We start from the raw sequence: 20,374 nt of genomic DNA, 5'->3' as shown, positions 1-20,374 counted from the left end.
GCAGTCAGAGCTTGATGCCGAGCGCCGCGTCGACGACCTGGGCGATCGTCTCGCCGGCGAGAGCGTCGGAGGTCTCGGCGAGACCGCCCTCACCGAGCGTGGCGGCGACCCAGGCGTCGACGGCCTCGACCGCACGCGGGGCGTCGAGGTCGTCGGCCAGAGCACCCAGGATCGTTTCGACGACCGGGGCCGCGGGAGCGCCGCGGCCGAGAGCGACGGCTTTGCGCCACTCGGCGATCTTGTCGACGGCGTCGAAGAGCTTGGCGTCGGTCCACTCCCAGTCGTCGCGGTAGTGGTGGCCCAGCAGCACCAGCCGGATCGCCATCGGGTCGATCTCGGAGTTGCGCAGGGCGGAGACGAAGACGAGGTTGCCACGCGACTTGGACATCTTGTGGCCGTCGTAGGCCACCATCCCGCCGTGGGTGTAGATCTCGGCGAAGTCCTTGCCTGCCGACCGCGCGTGCGAGCCGGACATCTCGTGGTGCGGGAAGACCAGGTCGGAGCCGCCGGCCTGGACGGTGAACCCGGCACCGAGGTGCTCCAGGGCGATCGCGGTGCACTCGATGTGCCAGCCGGGGCGGCCGGGACCGTAGGGCGAGGGCCAGGACGGCTCGCCGGGACGCTCGGCGCGCCACAGCAGCGGGTCGAGCGGGTCCTTCTTGCCGGCCCGCTCGGGGTCGCCGCCGCGCTCGCCGAAGAGCTCGATCATCTCCGAACGGCCCAGGCGAGACTCCTCGCCGAACGCGTCGTCGACGGCCACCGAGGCGTAGACGTCCTCGTCGACCTTGTAGATCGCGCCGGCCTCCTCGAGCTCGCCGATCAGCGAGACGACCAGCGGGATCGACTCGACCGCGCCGATGTAGTGCTGCGGCGGGACGACCCGCAGCGCCTCCATGTCCTGCCGGAAGAGCTCGGTCTCGCGCTCGGCGAGCGCCTCCCACTCGATGCCGACCTTGTCGGCCCGCTCGAGCAGCGGGTCGTCGACGTCGGTGACGTTCTGGGTGTAGCCGACCTCGTAGCCGGCGTTGAGCCAGGCCCGGTGGAGCAGGTCGAAGGCGACGTAGGTGTTGGCGTGGCCCATGTGGGTCGCGTCGTAGGGCGTGATGCCACAGACGTACAGCGAACGCCGCCCCTGACCCTCCGTCGGGACGACCGCGTCCCGCTGATGGTCATAGAGCTGCACCTCGGGCCCGTTGACGGACAGTTCTGGGACGTCGGGGGCAGACCATGCGCGCATGGGTGCAGCCTACTTGGCGGGGACCACGTGTCTCAGAAGGGCGGCCACGGGATGACATGGCGGTCGTACTCCGGCCGCGGGAAGACCCCCTCGGCGAGCAGGATCTCGCAGCGCCGGCCGAGCGCGTCGACCTCCCGACCCGTCAGGTACGCAGCCAGCTCCCGCCCCAGCGCGCCGGCGAGCCCGTCATGGACCGCCCGGATACCGGCGAGCTCCTCGTCGGAGAAGCCCTGCCCCCGCCATCCCCACAGGATGGTGCGCAGCTTCGGCTCCTCGTGGAAGGTCAGCCCGTGGTCGCAGCCGTATCGGCGCCCGCCGGAGACCGGCAGGACGTGGCCGCCCTTGCGGTCGGCGTTGTTGGTGATCGCGTCGAAGACCGCCATCCGTCGCAGCCCGGGCGTGTCCTCGTGGGCCAGGGTGACGACCCGGTCCCGGTCGTCGAAGCCGTCGAAGACCCGGAGGTAGCCGTCCGGCACCGCCCCCTCCGGCACGATCGTGACCGGCTTGAGGGTCTCGTCGGCGTGGACCCAGCGCTGGATCATCCCCGGGCCGTGCGGCCCGTCGCCGAGCCAGGTCTCGGGGACCACGGACCATCCCAGCGTCTGCGAGACGAGGTACGCGGCGACCTCGCGGTGCGCGAGCTGCCCGTCGGGGAAGTCCCACAGCGGCCGCTCCCCCGCGATCGGCTTGTAGACCACCTCGGACTCGCCGAGGGTGGCCAGGAACGTCGCGTTGGAGGCCGTGGTCAGTCGCCCGACGAGCTCCAGCGTCCCCTCGTTCTCGGGGGCACTGGGCGCGATCTCCGGGGCCGGATCCACAGGATCAGACCGGGTCACGCCGCTTGAACCCGTTCGCCCGGACGCACAGGTGTCCCTCGGGGTCGATCGGGCTGCCGCAGAACGGGCAGTTGGGGCGTCCAGCACCCAGCACCGCCTCGGCCCGCTTGACGAAGGCACGAGCGTTGCGCGGGGCGATCCGCACCAGGAGCACCTCGTCGGGCTCCGGCTCCTCCAGCTCGATCGCCGCCACGGCGTCCTCGTCGACCAGCTGGCCCGACTCGTCGACCTCGGCGATGATCTCGGTCTCGCTGATCGGGAAGACCTCGAGGACGACCTTGTCCTCGTCGGGGTCCCAGGCCAGCGTCATCGTGCCGGCGCGGAACTCCTCCTCGATCGGCTGCTCCAGCGGTCCGTTGTCGTCGAGGTCGTAGGGAGCGATCGCCGGCACCACGGCGGGCGCCGACTTCATCACCTCGTCGAGGAGCTCGTCGAGCCGTTCGGCGAGCACCGTGACCTGCTGCTTCTCCAGGGCCACGGAGACGACTCGCGCTCCCTCACGCGCCTGGAGGAAGAACGTACGCGCCCCGGGCTCGCCGACGGTGCCGACGACGAATCGCTCGGGCGGGTCGAAGGCGTGCATCACAGGCATGGTCAAACCTTATCCAGACCAGGCTCAGGACCCGAGCCGCCGCCCACGACGGCGTCGTCGTTGCGCCGCCGCGACGACTTGCGTCCCTTCTTCGCGGCCGGCTTCGGGGCCAGCCAGGACAGATCGCCGGCGTGCGTGTTCGTGGCCAGGACCGAGGGACGCCCCTCGCCGTAACGGACGACCGAGATCGAGGCCGGGTCGACGTGCAGCCGCTGGAAGAGATCCAGGTGCATGCCGAGCGCGTCGGCCAGGATCGACTTGATCAGGTCGCCGTGGCTCACGCACAGCCAGACCGCCGCGTCGCCGTGCGCCGCCGTGACGGCGGCGTCGTGGCGGCGTACGGCCTCGACTCCTCGGGCCTGCATGGCGGCCATCGACTCGCCCCCGGGGAAGGTGACCGCGGAGGGCTGGGTCTGCACCGTCTTCCACAGCTTGCGACGAGCCAGCGTGGTGATCTTCTCCCCCTGCCACTCGCCGTAGTCGCACTCGGAGACGCCGTCCTCGACGACGACGGTGGGCTGCTCGGCGCGACCCTCGAGGATCACCGACAGCGTCTGCTGGCAGCGCTCCATCGGACTGGTCACCGCGAGCGCCAGCGGGACCGGCGCGATCCGCTCGGCAGCTCTGCTCGCCTGCTCCACGCCGCGCTCGTCCAGCCTCACCCCGGGAAGCCGACCGGCCAGGGTGCCGGATGCGTTCGCCGTCGTACGGCCGTGTCTCACCAGGATCATCGTCGCCACGACTCGCGACCCTATCCACACCGGTGAAGCCGGCCCACAATGCCGGGCAGCATGCCCTAACCTGACAACGTGATCGTCGACAGCGCTCTCTACCGCGGCGGTGCGCGCGACAGGATCGACTGCGCACCGCACGACTACGCCACGCTGCGCAGCGGCGTGAAGGACGAGGGCGACTTCGTCTGGCTCGGGCTCTACCAGCCCAGCCAGTACGAGCTCGAGGAGGTCGCCGAGGCCTTCGGCCTGCATCCGCTCGCCGTCGAGGACGCGCTGACCGCCCACCAGCGGCCCAAGCTGGAGCGCTACGAGGGCGGGATGTTCCTGGTCGTCAAGACGCTCTGGTACGTCGACTCAGAGGACGCCGTCGAGACCGGCGAGGTCGCCTTCTTCATCGGCCCCGACTACGTGATCACGGTCCGCCACGGTCGCGGAACCCGGCTCGCGCCGGCCCGTGAGCTGCTGGAGAACAGCGACGAGCAGCTCCTCGCCGAGGGGCCCTACTCCGCGGTCCACGCGGTGGTCGACTACATCGTGGACGGCTACGTGGACGTCGCCACCGAGCTCACCAAGGACGTCGACGAGGTCGAGACGTCGGTCTTCTCCGACGAGCGCACCCACGACTCAGCCCGGATCTATCGGCTCCGCCGGGAGATCGCGGAGGTACGCCGCGCGGTGATGCCGCTGCGCGAGCCGGTGCGCCGCTTCGCCAACGGAGAGGGCGGGATCGACCCGGATCTGCGCCCCTACTTCCGCGACGTCCTCGACCATCTCGCCTCCATCGTGGAGTCGATCGAGAACCTCGAGACGTTGCTGTCCTCCGCCTTCGAGGCCCACCTGGCGCAGCTCTCGCTCCAGCAGAACGACGACATGCGCAAGATCTCGGCGGGCGCGGCGATGATCGTGGTGCCGACCCTCATCGCCGGGATCTACGGGATGAACTTCACCCACATGCCCGAGCTCGACTGGAGGTTCGGCTACCCGTTCGCGCTGCTGCTGATGGGTGGCGTGATCACCGGGATGTGGATCTTCTTCCGCAGGTCCGGCTGGTTCTAGTCGAGCTGCTTGACCGGGCGGGCGTCGAGATGCTCCCGGTCGCACCACAGCGAGAGGTCGTCGGCGAACTCCGACTCGCCCTCGCCGCCCCGCGAGTCGAGCTGCTCACCCTGATACCACTCGGTGAGCATCGCGGCGTCGTCGTAGCCGGCCGGCATCCGCGGGCCCTGGTAGCGGACCGCGACGACCTCCTTCTCGCGCACAGAGATCATCCACGCCCAACCCGCGTCGTCGCCCTGGGCCGGCCGCCAGGCGAAGACCAGCGGGCCACGTTGACCCTTCGTGGTGACGCAGTGCTTGCGCAGCGTCGGCGCCGAGCACGGCTCGCGGGTCATCCAGGCGGGCGGTGACGGTGCGGCGAGGACGTCGATGTCGGCGTCCGGCATACCGGTGAAGTCAGGCGAGGAGCGCTGCAGCAGCCGCCCTCCGATGGCGTCGGGGCCGAACTTCTCACGCAGCGGGGACCGGATGACGCCCTTGTAGTAGCCGTAGCCACCCCGGCCACCGACATAAGCCTGGGCGATGCCGTGGTCGGTGTTGGGCACCAGCTCGTACGCCGTGGGGTCGGGCTCGCCGCCCTCCCAGTCGTCGAGCTCCTCACCAAGGGCGAGGGTCGAGGAGGTCGCCTGGTAGCGGAGCCGCGGGTCCTCGACGACGGCGACCAGCTTCTCGACGCTGATCGGCATGTCGAGCGTGCGAGGGTCGCCGGTGATGGTGGGCCCGGCGTAGCCGATCGAGGCGGCCTCGCCGCCCTCGCGCAGCAGCACGACCCCGACGACGCCGGGGTCCTCCTCGGGCTCCTCCTCGGTCCAGCGCAGCTGCATCTCGGCGTTCTTCACCTCGGTCGGCAGATCGACGCAGCGCTGCCCGAGCTCGCTCCGGCATGCCCCGACCTCCTCTGGCGGCTGAGCCGAGACGGCGACGTTCACCAGGTCGCCGTCGTACTCACCGTCGGTGCCGTAGCGAAGGTCGACCGAGACCTGCTCGGGAGGCGTGGACTCGTCGGTGTACGAGGCGGCCCGGCTGGAGGTGTCGGTCGGCAGGTGCTCGAGCGCGACCGCTGCGACGGCACGGTGGGTGATCCGGCCCGGATCGACGCCGGCGCCGGCGTCGACAGCCTGGCCGGAGCACCCCGAGACTCCGACCAGCAAGCCGACGACGCCGACCACGGCGAGAGGCCTCACGGCCTTGGCAGCGCGCATCAGTGGAGGAAGGTGAACAGAGGCGAGTCGGGCTCGATCCGCTCTATGAGCAGGTCGCTGGCGCCCATCCGCCCGAGGAGACCCTCGAGACCGTCGGCGGAGTCGAGGTCGATACCGATCAGCGCGGGACCGAGCTCACGGTTGGACTTCTTGACGTACTCGAAGACCACGATGTCCTCGCCGTCTGCCAGCACGTCGTCGAGGAAGCCGCGCAGCGCCCCGGGAGCCTGCGGGAAGGAGACCAGGAAGTAGTGGCGCAGACCCTGGTGGATCAGCGCCCGCTCGAGCACGTCGGCGTAGCGGGAGACGTCGTTGTTGCCGCCGGAGAGGACGGCACCGACACGCTTGGCGCCGCGCAGATCGATCTGCCCCAGGGCCGCCACCGCGAGCGCGCCGGCGGGCTCGGCGATGATCCCCTCGGTCTGGTAGAGCTCGAGCATCTCCACGCAGATCGCGCCGACCGGCACGGAGACGAGCTCGTCGACGTACTCCTTGACGATCGGGTACGTCACCTTCCCCGCGGTCGCGACCGCGGCTCCGTCCACGAAGGTGTCGAGTGTGTCCAGCCGGACCGGCTCACCGGCCTCGATCGCGGCCGCCATCGAGGCGGCGCCCGCGGGCTCGACCCCGATGATCCGGGTCTGCGGCCAGACCTCGCGCACCCAGGTCGCCACCCCCGAGGCGAGCCCACCGCCACCGACCGGCAGCAGCAGCACGTCGAGCGGCTCACTGATCTGGGAGGTCAGCTCGTAGCCGACCGTGCCCTGCCCGGCGATCGTGCGCGGGTCGTCGAAGGCGGAGACATAGGTGGCGCCGAGCCCGCGCCCGAGCTCGTAGGCGTAGGCCGAGGCCTCGTCGTAGGTCGAGCCGTGGAGGGTCAGCGTCACGTGCGAGCCGCCGAGGGCGGTGATCCGGTCGCGCTTCTGCTTGGGCGTGTTGGTCGGGACCACGATGTGGCCGGGCACCCCGAGGCGGGCGCAGGAGATCGCGACACCCTGGGCGTGGTTGCCGGCGCTGGCGCACACAACGCCGCGCTCGAGCTCCTCGGGCGTCAGCGAGCTCATCAGGTTGTAGGCGCCCCGGACCTTGTAGGAGCGCCCCAGCTGCAGGTCCTCCCGTTTGAGCAGGACCTCGGCGGCGTACCTCTCCGAGAGTCTGACCGAGCGTTCGATCGCCGTGCGCGTGGCGATCGTGCGCGCGGCGGCTTCCTCGATCGCTGCGGGTGTTACGGCGGGCTTCACACCGGACTCAGGCACGTGCCTGAGTTTGTCACGATCACCACTCGGTGAGCACACCCGCGCCGAGGAGTCCCAGAACCACGAGTCCGAGGACGACCCGGTAGATCACGAACGGGGTGTAGGTGTTGTGCGAGAGGTACTTCAGCAGCCACGCAATCACGGCGTAGCCGAGGACGAAGGAGACGATCGTGGCGACGATCGTCGGGCCCCAGCCGTAGAGGTTGGCACCGTGGGCGATCTCGCCCATCTCGAACAGACCAGCGCCGAAGACCGCCGGCAGCGCCAGCAGGAAGGCGTAGCGGGTCACGGTGGCCCGCTCGTAGCCGAGCGCGCGGCCCATCGAGATCGTCGCCCCCGAGCGGGAGACGCCGGGGATCAGCGCGCAGGCCTGGGCGCAGCCCATCAGGATCGCGTCACGCCAGGACAGGTCGTCGAACTGCTTGCGGTTCGCACCGAGCCGGTCGGCGATCCCGAGGACGATGCCCATGACCACGAGCATGGTGCCGACGACGTACAGGCTGCGCAGGTCGTGTTCGATGATGTCCTTCATCACGAAGCCGATCACCACGATCGGGATCGAGCCGACGATGATGAACCAGCCCATCCGGGCATCGGTGTGGCTGCGCAGCTCGGCGTTGAAGAGGCTCCGGAACCAGGTCACGATGATGTCGCGGATGTTGCGCCACATGTAGACCACCACGGCCAGCTCGGTGCCGATCTGGATCACGGCGGTGAACGCCGCGCCGGGGTCTCCCCAGCCGAGCAGCTCGGGGAAGATGCGCAGGTGCGCGCTGGATGAGATGGGCAGGAACTCGGTGAGTGCCTGAAGAATGCCCAGTGCGATCGCCTGCAGATAATCCACGGGCGGAAACTCTAAGGGGCATGTACGCCACACCCGACCGCTGCCTCCCCGTCGGTGTGTCCGCCGTCACTGCCAGCGTGTCCGGCCGGGACCCTGCCGGGGGCACGGATAGATTGGTCTCATGCAGAGCCGACTCCTCGGAGCCACTGGGCTGCGAGTCTCGTCTCTCGCCCTGGGCACCATGACCTGGGGCAGCGTGACCGACGAGCATGAGGCCCGCGAGCAGCTGGCCGGTTTCACCGAGGCCGGCGGCACGCTGGTCGACACCGCCGCCGGCTATGGCGACGGGGCCTCGGAGGCGCTGCTCGGTTCGCTCCTCGAGGAGCGGGTCGTGGGTCGTGACGACGTCGTGCTGGCGACCAAGGGCGGCATCACCTGGCGCCGCGGCAACCGGGGTGTGGACACCTCGCGCGGTGGCCTGCTGAGCAGCCTCGACGCCTCGCTGAAGCGGCTCGGCGTCGACCATGTCGACCTGTGGCAGGTGCACGTCTGGTCCCCCGAGGTGCCGCTCGAGGAGACCCTCACTGCGCTCGACATGGCGCTGAGCAGCGGCCGGGCCGCCTACGTCGGTGTCTCCAACTACAGCGGGTGGCAGACCGCCCAGGCCGCGACCTGGCAGCGGGCCGTCCCGGGACGGGCGACGCTCGCCTCGACGCAGGTGGAGTACTCACTGCTGGCCCGCGACATCGAGTACGAGGTGCTGCCGGCCACCGAGGCGCTCGGGATGGGCCTGCTGGCGTGGTCCCCGCTGGCAAGTGGCGTGCTCACCGGGAAGTACCGCACCGGGATCCCGTCCCACTCCCGCGGCGCCGACCCGAACTTCTCCGCCCGGGTGGACGCCTTCGACGACGAGCGCTCCCGCGGGATCGTCACCGCCGTCGCCAAGGCCGCCGAGGGCTTGGAGTGGACGCCGCTGCAGGTCTCGCTGGCCTGGGTGCGCGATCGGCCCGGCGTCACCGCGCCGATCATGGGGGCGCGCACGGCCGCGCAGCTCAAGGAGGCCCTCCAGGTCGCCGACCTGACCCTGCCGCCCGAGATCGCGCTCGCCCTCGACGACGTCTCCGCGGTCTGACCCCTGCCGCTGGTCGAGTCCGTCGAGACCGCTCAGGAATCAGCGGTCCAGGCCTGGCACAACCACCACGCCGAGATGGCCCCGAACGTACGGTGCGGGTCGATCCCGGTGACCGTGGCGAACCGCTGAACCCGGTTGCGGACAGTGTTCTCGTGAACGAAGAGGATGCGGGCCACAGCGGCGGCGTCGCGATCCGCCTCGAGCCAGGCGCGTACGGTCCGAGCCACCGCCTCAGCCGCGGCCCCGAGCTCGAGGTGCGCCGTTCGATGCCGCAGCGCGAGGGCCTCGGCGAGATCAGGGCGGGAGATCAGCGCAGCTGCGGGAGCGACGTCGCCGATGTGAACCGCTCCGGACAGGCCGGTCGCCTCGGCGGCCGGGACGGCGGCCACCGCCAGCCGGTGGGCGACGCCGAGCTCCTCCGCCGCCACCGGGCCGGCGATCCCGACCACCGGCCTGGTCCCACCGGGACGGAACACCGGCGGCCCAGGCACCACCGCGACCAGGGTGTCGCCCACGGCCGCAGCGAGGCTGACGCCGCTGCCATCCGTCAGCCGCCGCACCGCGGCGGTGGACACCGCATCGCCGGGTCGAGTGACCAGCACCCAGAGCCCGGCGCCGGCGGCGAAGCCCCGCTCGGCGGCGGTGAGGGCGGCCACGGAGCCGCCCTCGAGAAGCCGCCGCATCGACTCCGCGTCGCGATCCCAGGCGTCGTGGGTTCGTGGAGCGTCACGGTGAGCGCGGATCAGTCGGGTGCGCACGGCGTCGGCCCAATCGTCATAGAGCTCGCGGGCATCCAGCAGGCTGTCGGCCGTGATCCCGGCCGCATGGGCCAGCTCGCGGGTGCGTGCCCAGATCGCGCGCTCCGAGATCCGCACCGAGCCGAGCACCACGTCGATGGGGATGCCTTGGCGCGACCGGTTGACGGCGAGCTGCTCGACGACGGTCAGCTCCGCCTCGGTGGGCGCACGCCGGCCGGCCACGGCTCGACCGGCGGCGGTGAGGAGGACACGGGTGTGGCCGGTGATGTCGGAGACGGGCAGGGTGGCCGACTCCTCGACATGGCTGCGAACGGCGGCGACGACTGCAGGGAGCAGGTCGTCGTCGGCCAGCACCCGTTCGATGAGGTCGACGATCGCCTCCCAGTCACGTTGTCCGGTCTTCACCCGCCGATCATGGCGCGCGATTGTTGTCCGCCACAATCCCGGCTCTCAGATCGGTGGCCAGGGCCAGGCATCTCAATGCCGATTCGCCCTAATGTTGTGGCGATCACCACCGTGGGGGTTTCATCGCCGGTCCGGACCAGGAGAACGTAGACATGAGGAAGTCCGCCCGCGTCGCCGTCATCGGCGCCGGCGCAGCCGGCCTGGCCACCACCAAGGCACTGCTCGACGTCGGGTCCGACGTCGTGACGTACGAGAAGGGTGATCGGCCGGGCGGACTGTGGAGCCAGCACAACAGCAGCGGCCTCTCGGCCGCCTACGACTCGCTCCACCTCAACACCAGCAAGGGCCGTACCGAGTTCGCCGACCACCCGATGCCGGCGGACTGGGTGGACTACCCCTCCGCCGAACTGGTCGCCGTCTACCTCACGGACTATGCCAACACCTTCGGGGTGACCGAGCGGATCCGTTTCGGCGCCACGGTCGTCGGCGTCGAGCGCGAGGAGTCCGGCAGCCACCGCGCCACCTGGTCAGTCACGTGCGACGACGGTACGACTGAGCGGTACGACGCGGTGGTCGTCGCCAACGGACACAACTGGGACCCCCGCCGGCCCGAGCCCGGCTACCCCGGAACGTTCTCCGGCGTGCAGATGCACGCCCACGACTACCGCGACGCGGAGGTCTTCCGCGATCGCCGCGTGCTCGTCGTCGGGATGGGAAACTCGGCGATGGACATCGCCGTCGACGCCTCCTACGTCGCCGCCTCCCCGGTACTGCTCTCGGCCCGTCACGGCGTCCACATCGTCCCGAAGTACCTCTTCGGCCGACCGGCCGATGCCACCGGTGGCGCGATCGCAGGTTTGCCGTGGCGAATGCGTCAACGCCTGGCAGAGACGATGCTGCGCGCCGCGGTGGGCCGTCCCGAGGCCTACGGCCTGCCTGCCCCGGCCGGCGGGCTGTTCCAGAACCACCCGACCATCAGCGACACGATCCTGCATCGCCTCACCCACGGGGAGGTCGCCCCCCGTCCCGGAATCGAGCGGCTCCACGGCGACCATGTGGTCTTCACCGACGGGCGCAGCGACAAGGTCGACACGATCGTGTGGGCCACCGGCTACCGCGTGAGCATCCCGTTCCTCTCCGAGCGTTGGCTGGGAACGGACCCCGAGAGGATGCAGCTGCACCACCGCGTCTTCCACCTCGACGACCCGAGCCTGGCCTTCGTCGGCCTCATGCAGTCGACCGGTGCGGCGCTGCCGATCGTCGAAGCCCAGGCCAAGCTCGTCGCGGCCCATCTGAGCAGGACGTACGCCCTCCCGGTGGCGTCCGAACGCCGCCGCATCGCCGATCGGGCGCTGCGTGAGGCGCGGGCCCGCTGGGGTGAGAAGCGGCCGGCGATGCGCATCGACTTCGACGCGTACCTCGCCTCGGTGCCGGGCGAGCTCAGAGCCGGCCGAAAGCGCCTCGATGCCGGCGCTTCCCCCTTCGTGTCGCGGCTGGTCCCCCTGCAGCCGCGGCCCGCAACCACCTCCACCGCAACCACCGATGAGGTCACCACATGAGCAGCCTGCGCGATGCCGCTGGTCTTCGCGTCCTGATCACCGGTGCCTCCGGCACGTTCGGCCGGGCCCTGGCCCGGGAGCTGTCCGCACGAGGAGCTGCGGTGGTCGGGCTCGACGTCGCGCCCCGCGACGACGACCCTGTCCCCGTCATCGCGTGTGACCTGACCGACGACGACGCGGTCCCCGCCGCCGTCGCGACGGCGCTCGGGCACCTCGGCGGCCTCGACCTGCTGATCAACAACGCCGGCATCGGCGGCCCGGCACCGGCCGAGCTGGCGCCGGGCGCGGAGGTGCGCCGCCAGCTCGACATCAACCTGCTCGGCACCTGGCGGGTCAGCGCCGCCTGCGTACCGGCCTTGGTCGCCTCGCGCGGCAGGGTGGTGATGGTGGCCTCGCGGATGGCCGTCATGCAGCTGCCGCTCGCCGCGGCGTACGGCGCCTCCAAGCGCGCCATGGTCGCCTATGCCGACGCGCTCCGCCTCGAGCTCGGCACGCACGTCGGTGTCACCTGCGTCTATCCCTCGGCCGTACGCAGTCCGATCCACGACACCACCGCGGCGGCCGGCCTCTCGCTGGAGGGGATGAGCTCCTACGAGCCGCTCGAGGGCGTCGTCGACACGGTGCTTCGCGCCGGCCTGTCCCGCCGGGCTCGACGCGACGTCCCGACCACACGTCGGGGCGCGGTGGAGCTCTTCCTCGCCCGCCACCTGCCCGCACTCACCGACCGCATCGTGGCGCGCACCTTCTCAGCCCGGATCCGGTCCGGCGCGTTCGGCACTGCCGAGCTCGCCGCCCCCGCGGTGGAGCGCCATGCCGAGGCCGACGCGTGATCACTACGGAGCAGGAGACGGCGCGCGCCGGAAACCTACCACTGGTCCAGTACGCTGCAGGCTCGCTCGGGATGGGCGCATGGGTGACCGTCCCCGGGCTGCTCCTCCTCTACTTCCTGACGAACACGCTCGGCGTCACACCACTGGTCGCGGGTCTGGCGCTGCTGGCGCCGAAGGTCATCGACGCGGTCGTCCATCCGGTGTTCGGGACGCTCTCGGACCGGGACGCCCGCCGCCACGGTCACCGTCGCGGCGCGATGCGCTGGGGCCTCCTGCTCGGGCTCGCGATGGTCGCGATGTTCACCGTCCCCGGTGGCCTCCACGGCACTCCGGCGGCGCTGTGGGTCGCCGCCTGGTACGTCGTCGGCAACATCTGCTTCGCGGCATTCCAGGTCCCCTATCTGACGACTCCCTCGGACCTGCGGGTCGGCTACCACGAGCGAACCCGTGTGTTCATGGTCCGAATGGTGCTGCTCACTGTGGGTCTGCTCGCCGCGGGCGTCGTGGCGCCGATTCTGGTCGCTGATGAGCAGCGCGACAGCTACACCCGGATGGCGCTGGTCTTCGCCGTCGTGATGGCGCTCACCGCCCTGATCGCGATCCGCGGCGTACGCCGGCTGAACGCCACCTGCGGGTTCCGCGAGCCGGCGGCGCACTCGCAGTCCGTCCTCGCCGACCTGAGGCTGGCGTGGGCCGACCGCGACTTCCGGCTGCTGGTGCTCTCCTATCTGTTCACCGGCGCGACCACCCATCTGGTGCTGGCCGCGGTCCCGTTCTACGCCGAGCACATCCTCGGCCGGTCGGGCCTGACCGCCGTGCTGATGGGTGCCTTCCTCGGCCCGGCGATGGTCACCTCGCCGTTGTGGCTACGCCTCTCCCGGCGGATCGGCAAGCAGAGGGGCCTGCTGATGGCTCAGGCGCTCTTCGTCCTCGGCACCGCGACCCTGGTCGCCGGCGACCGGATGCCCACCGCGCTGACCGTCGCGGTCGTCGCCCTGCTCGGTACGTCGTTCGCGGGCCTGCAGCTGCTGGCGTTCTCGATGGTGCCCGACGCCGTGGCCGCCGCGGCGCGGCGTCGACCGGCCCGGGCCGGTGCCTACACGGGTGTGTGGACCGCTACCGAGGCGGTCGGAACCGCGCTCGGGCCCTACGTCTACGCCGCGGTCCTCGCCATCGGCGGTTTCGCAGCGGCGGTGGACGGCGAAGGCGTGCCGCAGACCGCGGGCGCGGTCGATGCCGTGCTGGTCGGTTTCACCGTCGTACCTGCGGTCCTGATGTCCATCGCCTGGCTCATCCAGCGACGCTGCGCCCTCGATCGGCCCGCGTAAATCGACGCGCGGGAACACCTGGTTGGGCACACTGGTTCTCCAGGCAGTCGAGAGAAGGAGACGTGCATGGCTCGAGCCGAACGCCGCCCACCCCGCCCGGGAGTGATGTGGGAGTACGACAAGGTGATCTTCTCGCGTGAGTTCTCCCGCAACATCGTCACCAAGCTCCTCGTCGAGCGCGCCGAGCACGGCGGCTGGGAGCTCGACCGCGTCCGGATCACCGCCGACGGCACCCGCCGGGTGACGCTTCGGCGCAAGATCATCCGGCAGCGGCTGACGGTCTGAGCGCGTCTCCGCGCTCCTCGCGCGTCCAGATAATAGGGTCCTGCGAGTGATCCATCTCGTACGCCACGGCGAAGCCGCCGGCGGGGACACTGTCGACCCCGGCCTCTCCGACCTCGGCCGACGCCAGGTCCAGGCGCTCGCCACCCGACTCGCGTTCCGTCCTGTCCGGCAGGTCCTGCACGGCCCGAGCCGGCGTATGTCCGAGACGGCCCGCATCCTCACCGAGAACCTCGGCGCGGGGCCGGTGCCCTCCGACCTTCTCGCCGACCGCACCCCGGTGCCGTCGGCGGAGCGTCGTGGCGACTACCCGACCCACCGCTGGGAGTGGTTCGACGACGTACCGGAGGCCGAGCGCGACCTCGACGGCACCGAGCTGACCGCCGCCTGGCACAAGCTCTGGTTCGAACACCATGACGAGGAGATCGTGCTGGTCACCCACGCGTTCGTGGTCGCCTGGTTCGTACGCGAGGTGCTCAACGCCCCGCCGGCGACCTGGATGCGGATCGGCCCGATCGGGAACGCGACCCTGACCAGCATCGGACCCAACCTCGCCGGTGAGCCCGTCGTCGAGACGTTCAACGCCGAGGTCATCCTCCCGATCTGATCTATCTGGGCCGATCTGGATAACCGGCGCCCACAAGGCGCCAACAACATGGACATGTCGCCGCGACACGGCCGTCATGGCCTGCCCAGCGCTGGCAGGATCCGCCCGTGATCTCGGCACTCGACACCCTGACCCCCGCCCAGCGCGACCTCCTCGACCAGTGGCTCCCCGGAGCCGAGGTGGTCGCCGACCGCAGCGCACTGCACCGCGCCGGCACCACCGCCCTCGTGCTCTCCACCGGTGACGACCGATTCCTGGTGAAGACCACGGCAGAAGGCGTACGCCACATCGACCGCGAGCTCGCGGCCCACCGCAGCTGGCTGGCCCCATGGACCGACGCCGGCCGCGCGCCGAGCCTCGTCGAGGCCGACCTCGATGCCCGCATCATCGTGATGACCAACCTCGACGGCGAGCCGGCGAGCACGTCGGCCGCCATCCATGACCCCGAGATCTACCGCCAAGCGGGCGAGCTGCTGGCGACGTTCCACGGCCAGGCCAGCGTCGAGGACGAGGATTACGAGCCGGAGCTCGACGAGCGCGCCCTCGCCTCGCTGGACACGGCGGGCCTGGAGGCCGACCTCACCGAGCGTCTCCGCACCGAGATCACCTCGTGGCCGACCCCGACGACGGTGCTCGTCCCCACCCACGGCGACTGGCAGCCGACCAGCTGGGTCGTCGACGCGGGCACCCTGCGCGTGATCGACTCCGGCCGCTTCGGCTTCCGCCCCGCCCTCTACGACCTCTCCCGGCTCTCCGCGCAGGACTTCGCCCGCAACGACACCTTCGAGAAGGCGTTCCTGGAGGGCTACGGCTCCGACCCCCGCGAGCCCGATGCCTGGCACCGCCTCCAGATCCGCGACGCCATCTCGGTCGCCGCCTGGGCCCACCGCACCGGCCACGCCGAGGTGGCCACTCTGAGCGTGGACACGCTCACCGCCCTGGTCCCCTGAACCGACGCCGAGTCGGCTCGTCTTGACGAGCCGACTCGGCGATGTTTTTCGTCAGTTCGAGCCGACTCGGCGCGAACGGCTCCTCAGACCTGGTCGAGAAAGCGGTCCATGACCCGCGCCCCGAACTGGAGCGCGTCGACCGGCACCCGCTCGTCCACGCCGTGGAAGAGCGCGGTGAAGTCGAGCTCCTCGGGCAGCCGCAGCGGCGCGAAGCCGTACGTCCTCATCCCGAGCCGCTTGAAGTGCTTGGCGTCGGTGCCGGCGGACATGAGGTAGGGGGCGACGAGGGCGTCGGGGTCCTCGGCGATCAGCGAGCGCTCCATGGCCGCGACGAGGGCGCCGTCGTACGGGGTCTCCCAGGGCATCTGGTTCTGGTCGAACTCGATGTCGATCCCCTCGCCGCAGAGCTTCCGCAAGGTCTCGAAGAAGTCGTCCTCGAAGCCGGGCAGGAAGCGGCCGTCGACGTGGGCGGTGGCCTCGGTGGGGATGACGTTGACCTTGTAGCCGGCGCTGGTCATCGTCGGGTTGGTGACGTTGCGCAGGGTGGCGCCGATCATCCTGGCGGCCGGGCCGAACTCCTCCACGAGCCGCTCGGCGTTCTCCGGGGTCGGCTCCTCCCCCGCGATCTCACCGACCGCGGCGAGCAGCGTCTGCATCGTCGGGGTCAGCTGCACCGGCCATTCGTGGGCGCCGATGCGGGCGATCGCGCCGGAGAGCCGGGTGATCGGGTTGTCGCGGTTGATCATCGAGCCGTGCCCGGCGGTGCCACGGGCCGTCAGCTTCATCCAGGCCATGCCCTTCTCGGCCGCCTCGATGAGATAGAGACGGCGTCCCTTCACCGTCGTCGAGAAGCCACCGACCTCTCCGACCGCCTCGGTGCAGTGGGCGAGCAGGTCGGGGTGGTCCTCGACGAGCACGTGGGCGCCCTTCATCCCGCCGGCCTCCTCGTCGGCGGTGAAGGCGAGCGTGATCGGGCGCTCGGGAATCCGCCCGGTGCGCTGGCGCTCACGGACGACCGCGAGCAGCATCGCGTCAAAGTCCTTCATGTCGACAGCGCCCCTGCCCCAGACGTACCCGTCTTGGATCTCGCCGGAGAACGGGTCGATCTGCCAGTCCTCCGCCGCGGCAGGGACGACGTCGAGGTGACCGTGCAGGAGCAGTCCGTCCTGCCGATCGGTGGTCGAGTCTGTCGAGACCCCGCCCCACTGCGCGACGACCGAGGCCCGCCCTGACTCGGACTCGTAGATCTCGGAGGAGATGCCGACCTCATCGAGCTGCGCCGCGACGTACTCGGCCGCCTTCCGCTCCCCCGGGCCCGGGTCGTTTCCATAGTTGCTGGTGTCGATGCGGATCAGGTCACGGCAGAGGTCGACGACCTCGGTCTCGGCGCTGGTCATACCGCCACCGTATCGACCGCATGCGACAAACCGCCCCCTGACGTCCACCTATGCGCAACCTGAGGATTTCAGTGCGGTTGGATGCGTGGGTTTCCATGGGCGCATGCAGAAGCGTGCCCTCCTCTCCGCTCACCGCGCCGCGGCGCGTCAGTCGGGGCACCGTGACAACTCCTGGGAGTCGCTTCTGGAGGCCGTGCGGATGGAGGTCGACTACGTCGAGTTCGACGTGCACCGCACCCGCGACGGCGAGTTCGTCCTCCACCACGACGGCCACATCCGCGACCGCATCGGCCGTAGGGTCAAGATCGCGGACAGGACGTACGCAGCGCTCTCGAGGCTCGCGCCGTTCCGTCTGGTGCGCTACCGGGAGGCACTCGAACTTCTCGCCACCCACGGCAAGCACGCCCACATCGACCTCAAGTTCGCCTCGCCGTCGAACCACCTCGGGCTCCCGCACGAGGTCGACGCCGCCGAGATCGCCCTCGAGGTGATGAACGAGAGCTTCATCGTGACCACGATGGTCGACGAGTCCGTACGCGTCCTGCGCAACTGGGCCGACCTCCGTGCTCCCGAGACCCTCGTCGGTCTCTCCCTCGGTGGCGTCGACTTCCGCCACCACCCGCTCAAGCTCGTCCATCTCAAGCTCTCGGAGTTCTTCCCCGAGGGCCGCATCCGCCGCTCCCGCTCCAACCTGGTCGTCGTCGAGCAGCGCCTCGCCGATGTCTGGCTGCTGCGCTGGGCCCACCGCCGCAACATCAAGGTCCTCGTCTGGACCGTCGACAACCCCGGCCGTCTGCGCCGTTTCGTGCACGACAAGCGCGTCTGGATGGTCACCAGCAACCACCCCGCCCGCGCCCTCCTCCCGGCCTGACCTGGGCGTGTACCCGCAGGGCCATCCCGATTCGGCACGGGGACGGCCTCCTGATAATGTTCTTCTTGTTGCGCGCGGGTGGCGGAATAGGCAGACGCGCTAGCTTGAGGTGCTAGTCCACGTATTAGTGGGTGGGGGTTCAAGTCCCCCCTCGCGCACAGAGAGAAACCCCAGGGAGACCTGGGGTTTCTCGCATTTCACGAGGCGGCCTCATGGCCAAGTAGGCAAGTAGTGCGGCCGTAGGGCAATCGGCGCACAGACCCGCTGTTCGTCCTACAGCGAGGACTGCGAAGTCGACCGCCGAAACTACGACTCCTAGGTCATCAGCAGACAGGGAGACCGGCCGGCTCACGCTCCACCGCCGGGGCCAGGACACCGGTCGGATCGACGTGGCCCGCATTGTGCTCACAGGCTGTGGTGGTGCGCCGGACCAGCGCTACGTGGGCGACCGCGGCCAGCGTGACCGACGCGACGGTCACGATGCCCAGCGGCAGGACAGCCTCTGCACCCCCGAGTCCGACCAGCGGCGCGGAGATGCCGCCGAAACCGAATCGGGCCATGCCGAGCACGGAGGATGCGGTTCCGGCGAGCTCGGGATAGTCGGCGAGTGCCAGCGAGGTGGTCGGCGGCGCCGCGACGGCGGTGCCGGAAGCCAGGACGAACAGTGAGACGAGGACGACAGGCAGGGCAAGGTCGAACAGGCCGGTGGCGAGCAGGCCGAGGGAGCCGCCGCCGGACATGACGATGCCGATGCCGAGTGTGCCGCGCTCGGACCAGCGCTCGGCGGCGCGGCCGCCGAGCCAGCCGAAGACCATGAACCCCAACGAGTTGGCGCCGAACGCGATCGAGTAGCCCTGTGGGGATAGGCCGTAGGTGCCCTGAAGGATGTACGTCGCACCGCTGAGGTAGGCGAACAGGGCAGCGTAGGTGAGACCACAGATCAGCACGGATCCGACGAACAGCCGGTCCGAGAGCAGCGTACGGAAGTCACGACCGGTCTGAAGCAGCCCACCACTGGTGCGCTGCTCGACAGGAAGGGTCTCGCCGAACAACGCGAAAGCGGCGACGAGGAGAACGACGCCGATCGCGGCGAGGAAGAGGAAGAGCCCACGCCAGTCGGTGAAGTTGGCCAGCTGACCACCGACGACGGGTCCGACGATGGCCGCGAAACCGCCGATGACGGTGAGTCGTCCGTAGAAGCGAATCAGCGCGCCACCCTCGTACACATCGCGTCCCGCGGCTTGAGCGATGACGATGCCCACGGCTCCGGCGAGGCCCTGGACCAGGCGCGCCAGGACGAGGGTCTCGATGGTGGGGCTGAACGCGCACAGGGCCGAGGCGACCACGTACGCGGTGATCCCGGCCAGCAGCGGAAGTCGACGTCCGAACCGGTCGGAGAGCGGCCCCGCGATCAGCTGTCCGACGGCAAGGCCGACGAGGCAGGCGGTCAGGGTGAACTGGGCGGCGGATGTGGCAGCACCGAGGTCGTCGGTGAGCGCCGGAAGGACCGGGAGGTAGAGGTCCATCGAGATCGGCCCGAACACGGTGAGCAGCATGAGCAGCGTGGCGAGCACAAGACCGACCCTGCGGGTGGCGGGACGGTCGGAGGGTGTGGATTGCACAGGAGCCTTCCTGGGATTGACGTCGTCTTCTCGTACGCCACTACGACACCACCGTTCCGACGCCCGCGAGAGTCCCGCCTGATGGGTGTACTCGCAGGTTGCCCCTCACGCGCAGCACGTCCAGGGAGCACCCGGCGGTGGTCAGGGAACGTTGTGGCCGGCGGCCTGGACGAGGCCCAACCACTCGCTGCGGGTGAGAGGGATGTCCAAGCCGGCAGCGGCGTCAGCAACGCGGCCCGGCCTCGTGGTGCCGAGCACGACCTGGATGCCCGCGGGGTGCCGCGTGATCCACGCGACCGCAAGGCAGCGGTCGTCGCCAGGATTCATCGTGTCGTGGTCGAGGTCATCAGTCCTCAGTCGGCGATCGTGACGGTGACGTCGCCTTCCTCGAGCGCCTCGAACTGCTCGCGAGACGCGTCGAAGACGCCCAGGTGGACGATGTCGGCAGAGGGTGCGCCACGCTCGCCCTCGTAGAAGAAGGCGATGTCGCCCCACGGGACGTAGATGGCCAGGTCGCCGGCGCCGGCACTCGACGGCGGAGAACCAGCTGTCCGAATATCCCGCGGCGGATAGGCGATCTTCTCCGCACCATTGAAGTCCTCGAACGTGAGCGTGAGCGGCAGCATGGTCAGCAGGTCACGTACGGCGGGGTTGTCCTGGTCGATGCGCACGTCGATCGCGCCGCCGGAGGCGGCGAAACGGATTACCGTACCGATCACGTCGTCGTTCATTGAAGTCCCCTCGGTTGGGCTCGGCTCGTTCGTGGGCGTGGTCTGAGTCGGCGTAGGCGACGCAATGGGCGGCGATGGAGCGCTGCCGGTCTCGAGACCATCCCCGGAGGGTGCACCGCATGCGGCGAGGACCAGCGCAAGTGCGACAGCTGCTCCGAGGCCGACGACGGGCCTGAACGGTGTCATCGAACCATCGAGGATTCGG

Annotated in this window: 21 protein-coding genes and 1 tRNA gene; 10 read left to right on the top strand and 12 right to left on the bottom strand. The window is 70.1% G+C overall.

Features of this window, described 5'->3' with window-relative positions; genetic code table 11:
- Positions 1 to 4: 4 nt before the first annotated feature.
- The 4 genes from mshC to OG801_RS27895 are packed head-to-tail and all read right to left on the bottom strand — an operon-like array spanning position 5 to position 3,405.
- A complete protein-coding gene (mshC, locus tag OG801_RS27910; protein WP_355017168.1) occupies positions 5 to 1,237 on the bottom strand; it encodes a cysteine--1-D-myo-inosityl 2-amino-2-deoxy-alpha-D-glucopyranoside ligase in 1,233 nt (410 codons plus the stop codon).
- Positions 1,238 to 1,269: 32 nt separating this feature from the next.
- The gene (locus OG801_RS27905; protein WP_406032379.1) at positions 1,270 to 2,073 is read right to left on the bottom strand and encodes an SCO1664 family protein; all 804 of its coding nucleotides are present in this window, start codon (positions 2,071 to 2,073) and stop codon (positions 1,270 to 1,272) included.
- Positions 2,060 to 2,665, bottom strand: a complete 606-nt coding sequence (locus tag OG801_RS27900; RefSeq protein WP_160023889.1) for a DUF3090 domain-containing protein — start codon at positions 2,663 to 2,665, stop codon at positions 2,060 to 2,062. The genes OG801_RS27905 and OG801_RS27900 overlap by 14 nt, the downstream gene beginning before the upstream one ends.
- A gap of 2 nt (positions 2,666 to 2,667) precedes the next feature.
- The gene (locus tag OG801_RS27895; protein WP_355017165.1) at positions 2,668 to 3,405 is read right to left on the bottom strand and encodes a histidine phosphatase family protein; all 738 of its coding nucleotides are present in this window, start codon (positions 3,403 to 3,405) and stop codon (positions 2,668 to 2,670) included.
- 69 nt (positions 3,406 to 3,474) lie between these two features.
- Here OG801_RS27895 and corA point away from each other — a divergent pair, with 69 nt between their 5' ends.
- On the top strand, positions 3,475 to 4,455 hold the full coding sequence (gene corA / locus OG801_RS27890) for a magnesium/cobalt transporter CorA (RefSeq protein ID WP_406032378.1): 981 nt from the start codon (positions 3,475 to 3,477) through the stop codon (positions 4,453 to 4,455).
- Here the strand turns inward: corA and OG801_RS27885 are convergent.
- The 3 genes from OG801_RS27885 to OG801_RS27875 are packed head-to-tail and all read right to left on the bottom strand — an operon-like array spanning position 4,452 to position 7,757.
- Positions 4,452 to 5,657: a hypothetical protein gene (locus tag OG801_RS27885; protein ID WP_406032377.1), complete on the bottom strand. Its 1,206-nt coding sequence runs from the start codon at positions 5,655 to 5,657 to the stop codon at positions 4,452 to 4,454. The genes corA and OG801_RS27885 overlap by 4 nt on opposite strands.
- Complete coding sequence (gene ilvA / locus OG801_RS27880) at positions 5,657 to 6,913, bottom strand: threonine ammonia-lyase IlvA (RefSeq protein WP_406032375.1); 1,257 nt, start codon at positions 6,911 to 6,913, stop codon at positions 5,657 to 5,659. Before ilvA ends, OG801_RS27885 begins: the two co-directional genes overlap by 1 nt.
- 19 nt (positions 6,914 to 6,932) lie before the next feature.
- Entirely contained in the window at positions 6,933 to 7,757 is an 825-nt protein-coding gene (locus OG801_RS27875) for an undecaprenyl-diphosphate phosphatase (protein ID WP_355017160.1), read from the bottom strand.
- Positions 7,758 to 7,878: 121 nt separating this feature from the next.
- On the opposite strand from OG801_RS27875, the gene OG801_RS27870 reads away from it, so the two are divergent.
- Positions 7,879 to 8,829: an aldo/keto reductase gene (locus OG801_RS27870; protein ID WP_406032373.1), complete on the top strand. Its 951-nt coding sequence runs from the start codon at positions 7,879 to 7,881 to the stop codon at positions 8,827 to 8,829.
- Positions 8,830 to 8,861: 32 nt separating this feature from the next.
- Here the strand turns inward: OG801_RS27870 and OG801_RS27865 are convergent, their stop codons facing one another.
- Positions 8,862 to 9,992, bottom strand: coding sequence for a helix-turn-helix domain-containing protein (locus tag OG801_RS27865; RefSeq protein ID WP_406032371.1), 1,131 nt, complete (start codon positions 9,990 to 9,992; stop codon positions 8,862 to 8,864).
- 152 nt (positions 9,993 to 10,144) lie between these two features.
- Here OG801_RS27865 and OG801_RS27860 point away from each other — a divergent pair, with 152 nt between their 5' ends.
- From OG801_RS27860 to OG801_RS27835, 6 genes are all read left to right on the top strand, one after another.
- A complete protein-coding gene (locus OG801_RS27860) occupies positions 10,145 to 11,551 on the top strand; it encodes a flavin-containing monooxygenase (protein WP_406032369.1) in 1,407 nt (468 codons plus the stop codon).
- Positions 11,548 to 12,381, top strand: coding sequence for an SDR family NAD(P)-dependent oxidoreductase (locus OG801_RS27855; RefSeq protein ID WP_406032367.1), 834 nt, complete (start codon positions 11,548 to 11,550; stop codon positions 12,379 to 12,381). Before OG801_RS27860 ends, OG801_RS27855 begins: the two co-directional genes overlap by 4 nt.
- On the top strand, positions 12,378 to 13,709 hold the full coding sequence (locus tag OG801_RS27850; protein ID WP_406032365.1) for an MFS transporter: 1,332 nt from the start codon (positions 12,378 to 12,380) through the stop codon (positions 13,707 to 13,709). The genes OG801_RS27855 and OG801_RS27850 overlap by 4 nt, the downstream gene beginning before the upstream one ends.
- Before the next feature lie 66 nt (positions 13,710 to 13,775).
- Positions 13,776 to 13,994 (top strand): DUF5703 family protein, encoded by a 219-nt coding sequence (locus OG801_RS27845; protein ID WP_355017154.1) that lies wholly within the window; start codon positions 13,776 to 13,778, stop codon positions 13,992 to 13,994.
- A gap of 46 nt (positions 13,995 to 14,040) precedes the next feature.
- Positions 14,041 to 14,598: a histidine phosphatase family protein gene (locus OG801_RS27840; RefSeq protein ID WP_406032363.1), complete on the top strand. Its 558-nt coding sequence runs from the start codon at positions 14,041 to 14,043 to the stop codon at positions 14,596 to 14,598.
- Positions 14,599 to 14,705: 107 nt separating this feature from the next.
- Positions 14,706 to 15,548 carry a phosphotransferase family protein gene (locus OG801_RS27835; RefSeq protein WP_406032361.1) on the top strand — a complete coding sequence of 281 codons (843 nt, stop codon included), beginning with the start codon at positions 14,706 to 14,708 and terminating at the stop codon, positions 15,546 to 15,548.
- 83 nt (positions 15,549 to 15,631) lie between these two features.
- Here OG801_RS27835 and OG801_RS27830 read toward each other — a convergent pair whose 3' ends face one another.
- A complete protein-coding gene (locus OG801_RS27830) occupies positions 15,632 to 16,945 on the bottom strand; it encodes a M20/M25/M40 family metallo-hydrolase (RefSeq protein ID WP_406032359.1) in 1,314 nt (437 codons plus the stop codon).
- A gap of 103 nt (positions 16,946 to 17,048) precedes the next feature.
- Between OG801_RS27830 and OG801_RS27825 the strand changes: the two genes are divergently transcribed.
- Positions 17,049 to 17,816, top strand: coding sequence for a glycerophosphodiester phosphodiesterase (locus OG801_RS27825; RefSeq protein WP_355017150.1), 768 nt, complete (start codon positions 17,049 to 17,051; stop codon positions 17,814 to 17,816).
- Between the two features lie 72 nt (positions 17,817 to 17,888).
- A tRNA-Leu gene (locus OG801_RS27820) sits at positions 17,889 to 17,974 on the top strand.
- 165 nt (positions 17,975 to 18,139) lie between these two features.
- Here OG801_RS27820 and OG801_RS27815 read toward each other — a convergent pair.
- The 3 genes from OG801_RS27815 to OG801_RS27805 form a co-directional block, all read right to left on the bottom strand.
- Positions 18,140 to 19,438, bottom strand: a complete 1,299-nt coding sequence (locus tag OG801_RS27815) for a multidrug effflux MFS transporter (protein ID WP_406032357.1) — start codon at positions 19,436 to 19,438, stop codon at positions 18,140 to 18,142.
- 141 nt (positions 19,439 to 19,579) lie between these two features.
- Positions 19,580 to 19,765, bottom strand: a complete 186-nt coding sequence (locus OG801_RS27810; RefSeq protein WP_406032355.1) for a hypothetical protein — start codon at positions 19,763 to 19,765, stop codon at positions 19,580 to 19,582.
- A 26-nt stretch (positions 19,766 to 19,791) separates the two neighbouring features.
- Positions 19,792 to 20,169 carry a cyclophilin-like fold protein gene (locus tag OG801_RS27805; protein WP_406032353.1) on the bottom strand — a complete coding sequence of 126 codons (378 nt, stop codon included), beginning with the start codon at positions 20,167 to 20,169 and terminating at the stop codon, positions 19,792 to 19,794.
- Between the last annotated feature and the right edge of the window lie 205 nt (positions 20,170 to 20,374).

Origin of the sequence: Nocardioides sp. NBC_00163 (assembly GCF_045206295.1) — a bacterium.
GTDB lineage: Bacteria > Actinomycetota > Actinomycetes > Propionibacteriales > Nocardioidaceae > Nocardioides.
This window is presented reverse-complemented; position numbering and strand designations above follow the sequence as displayed.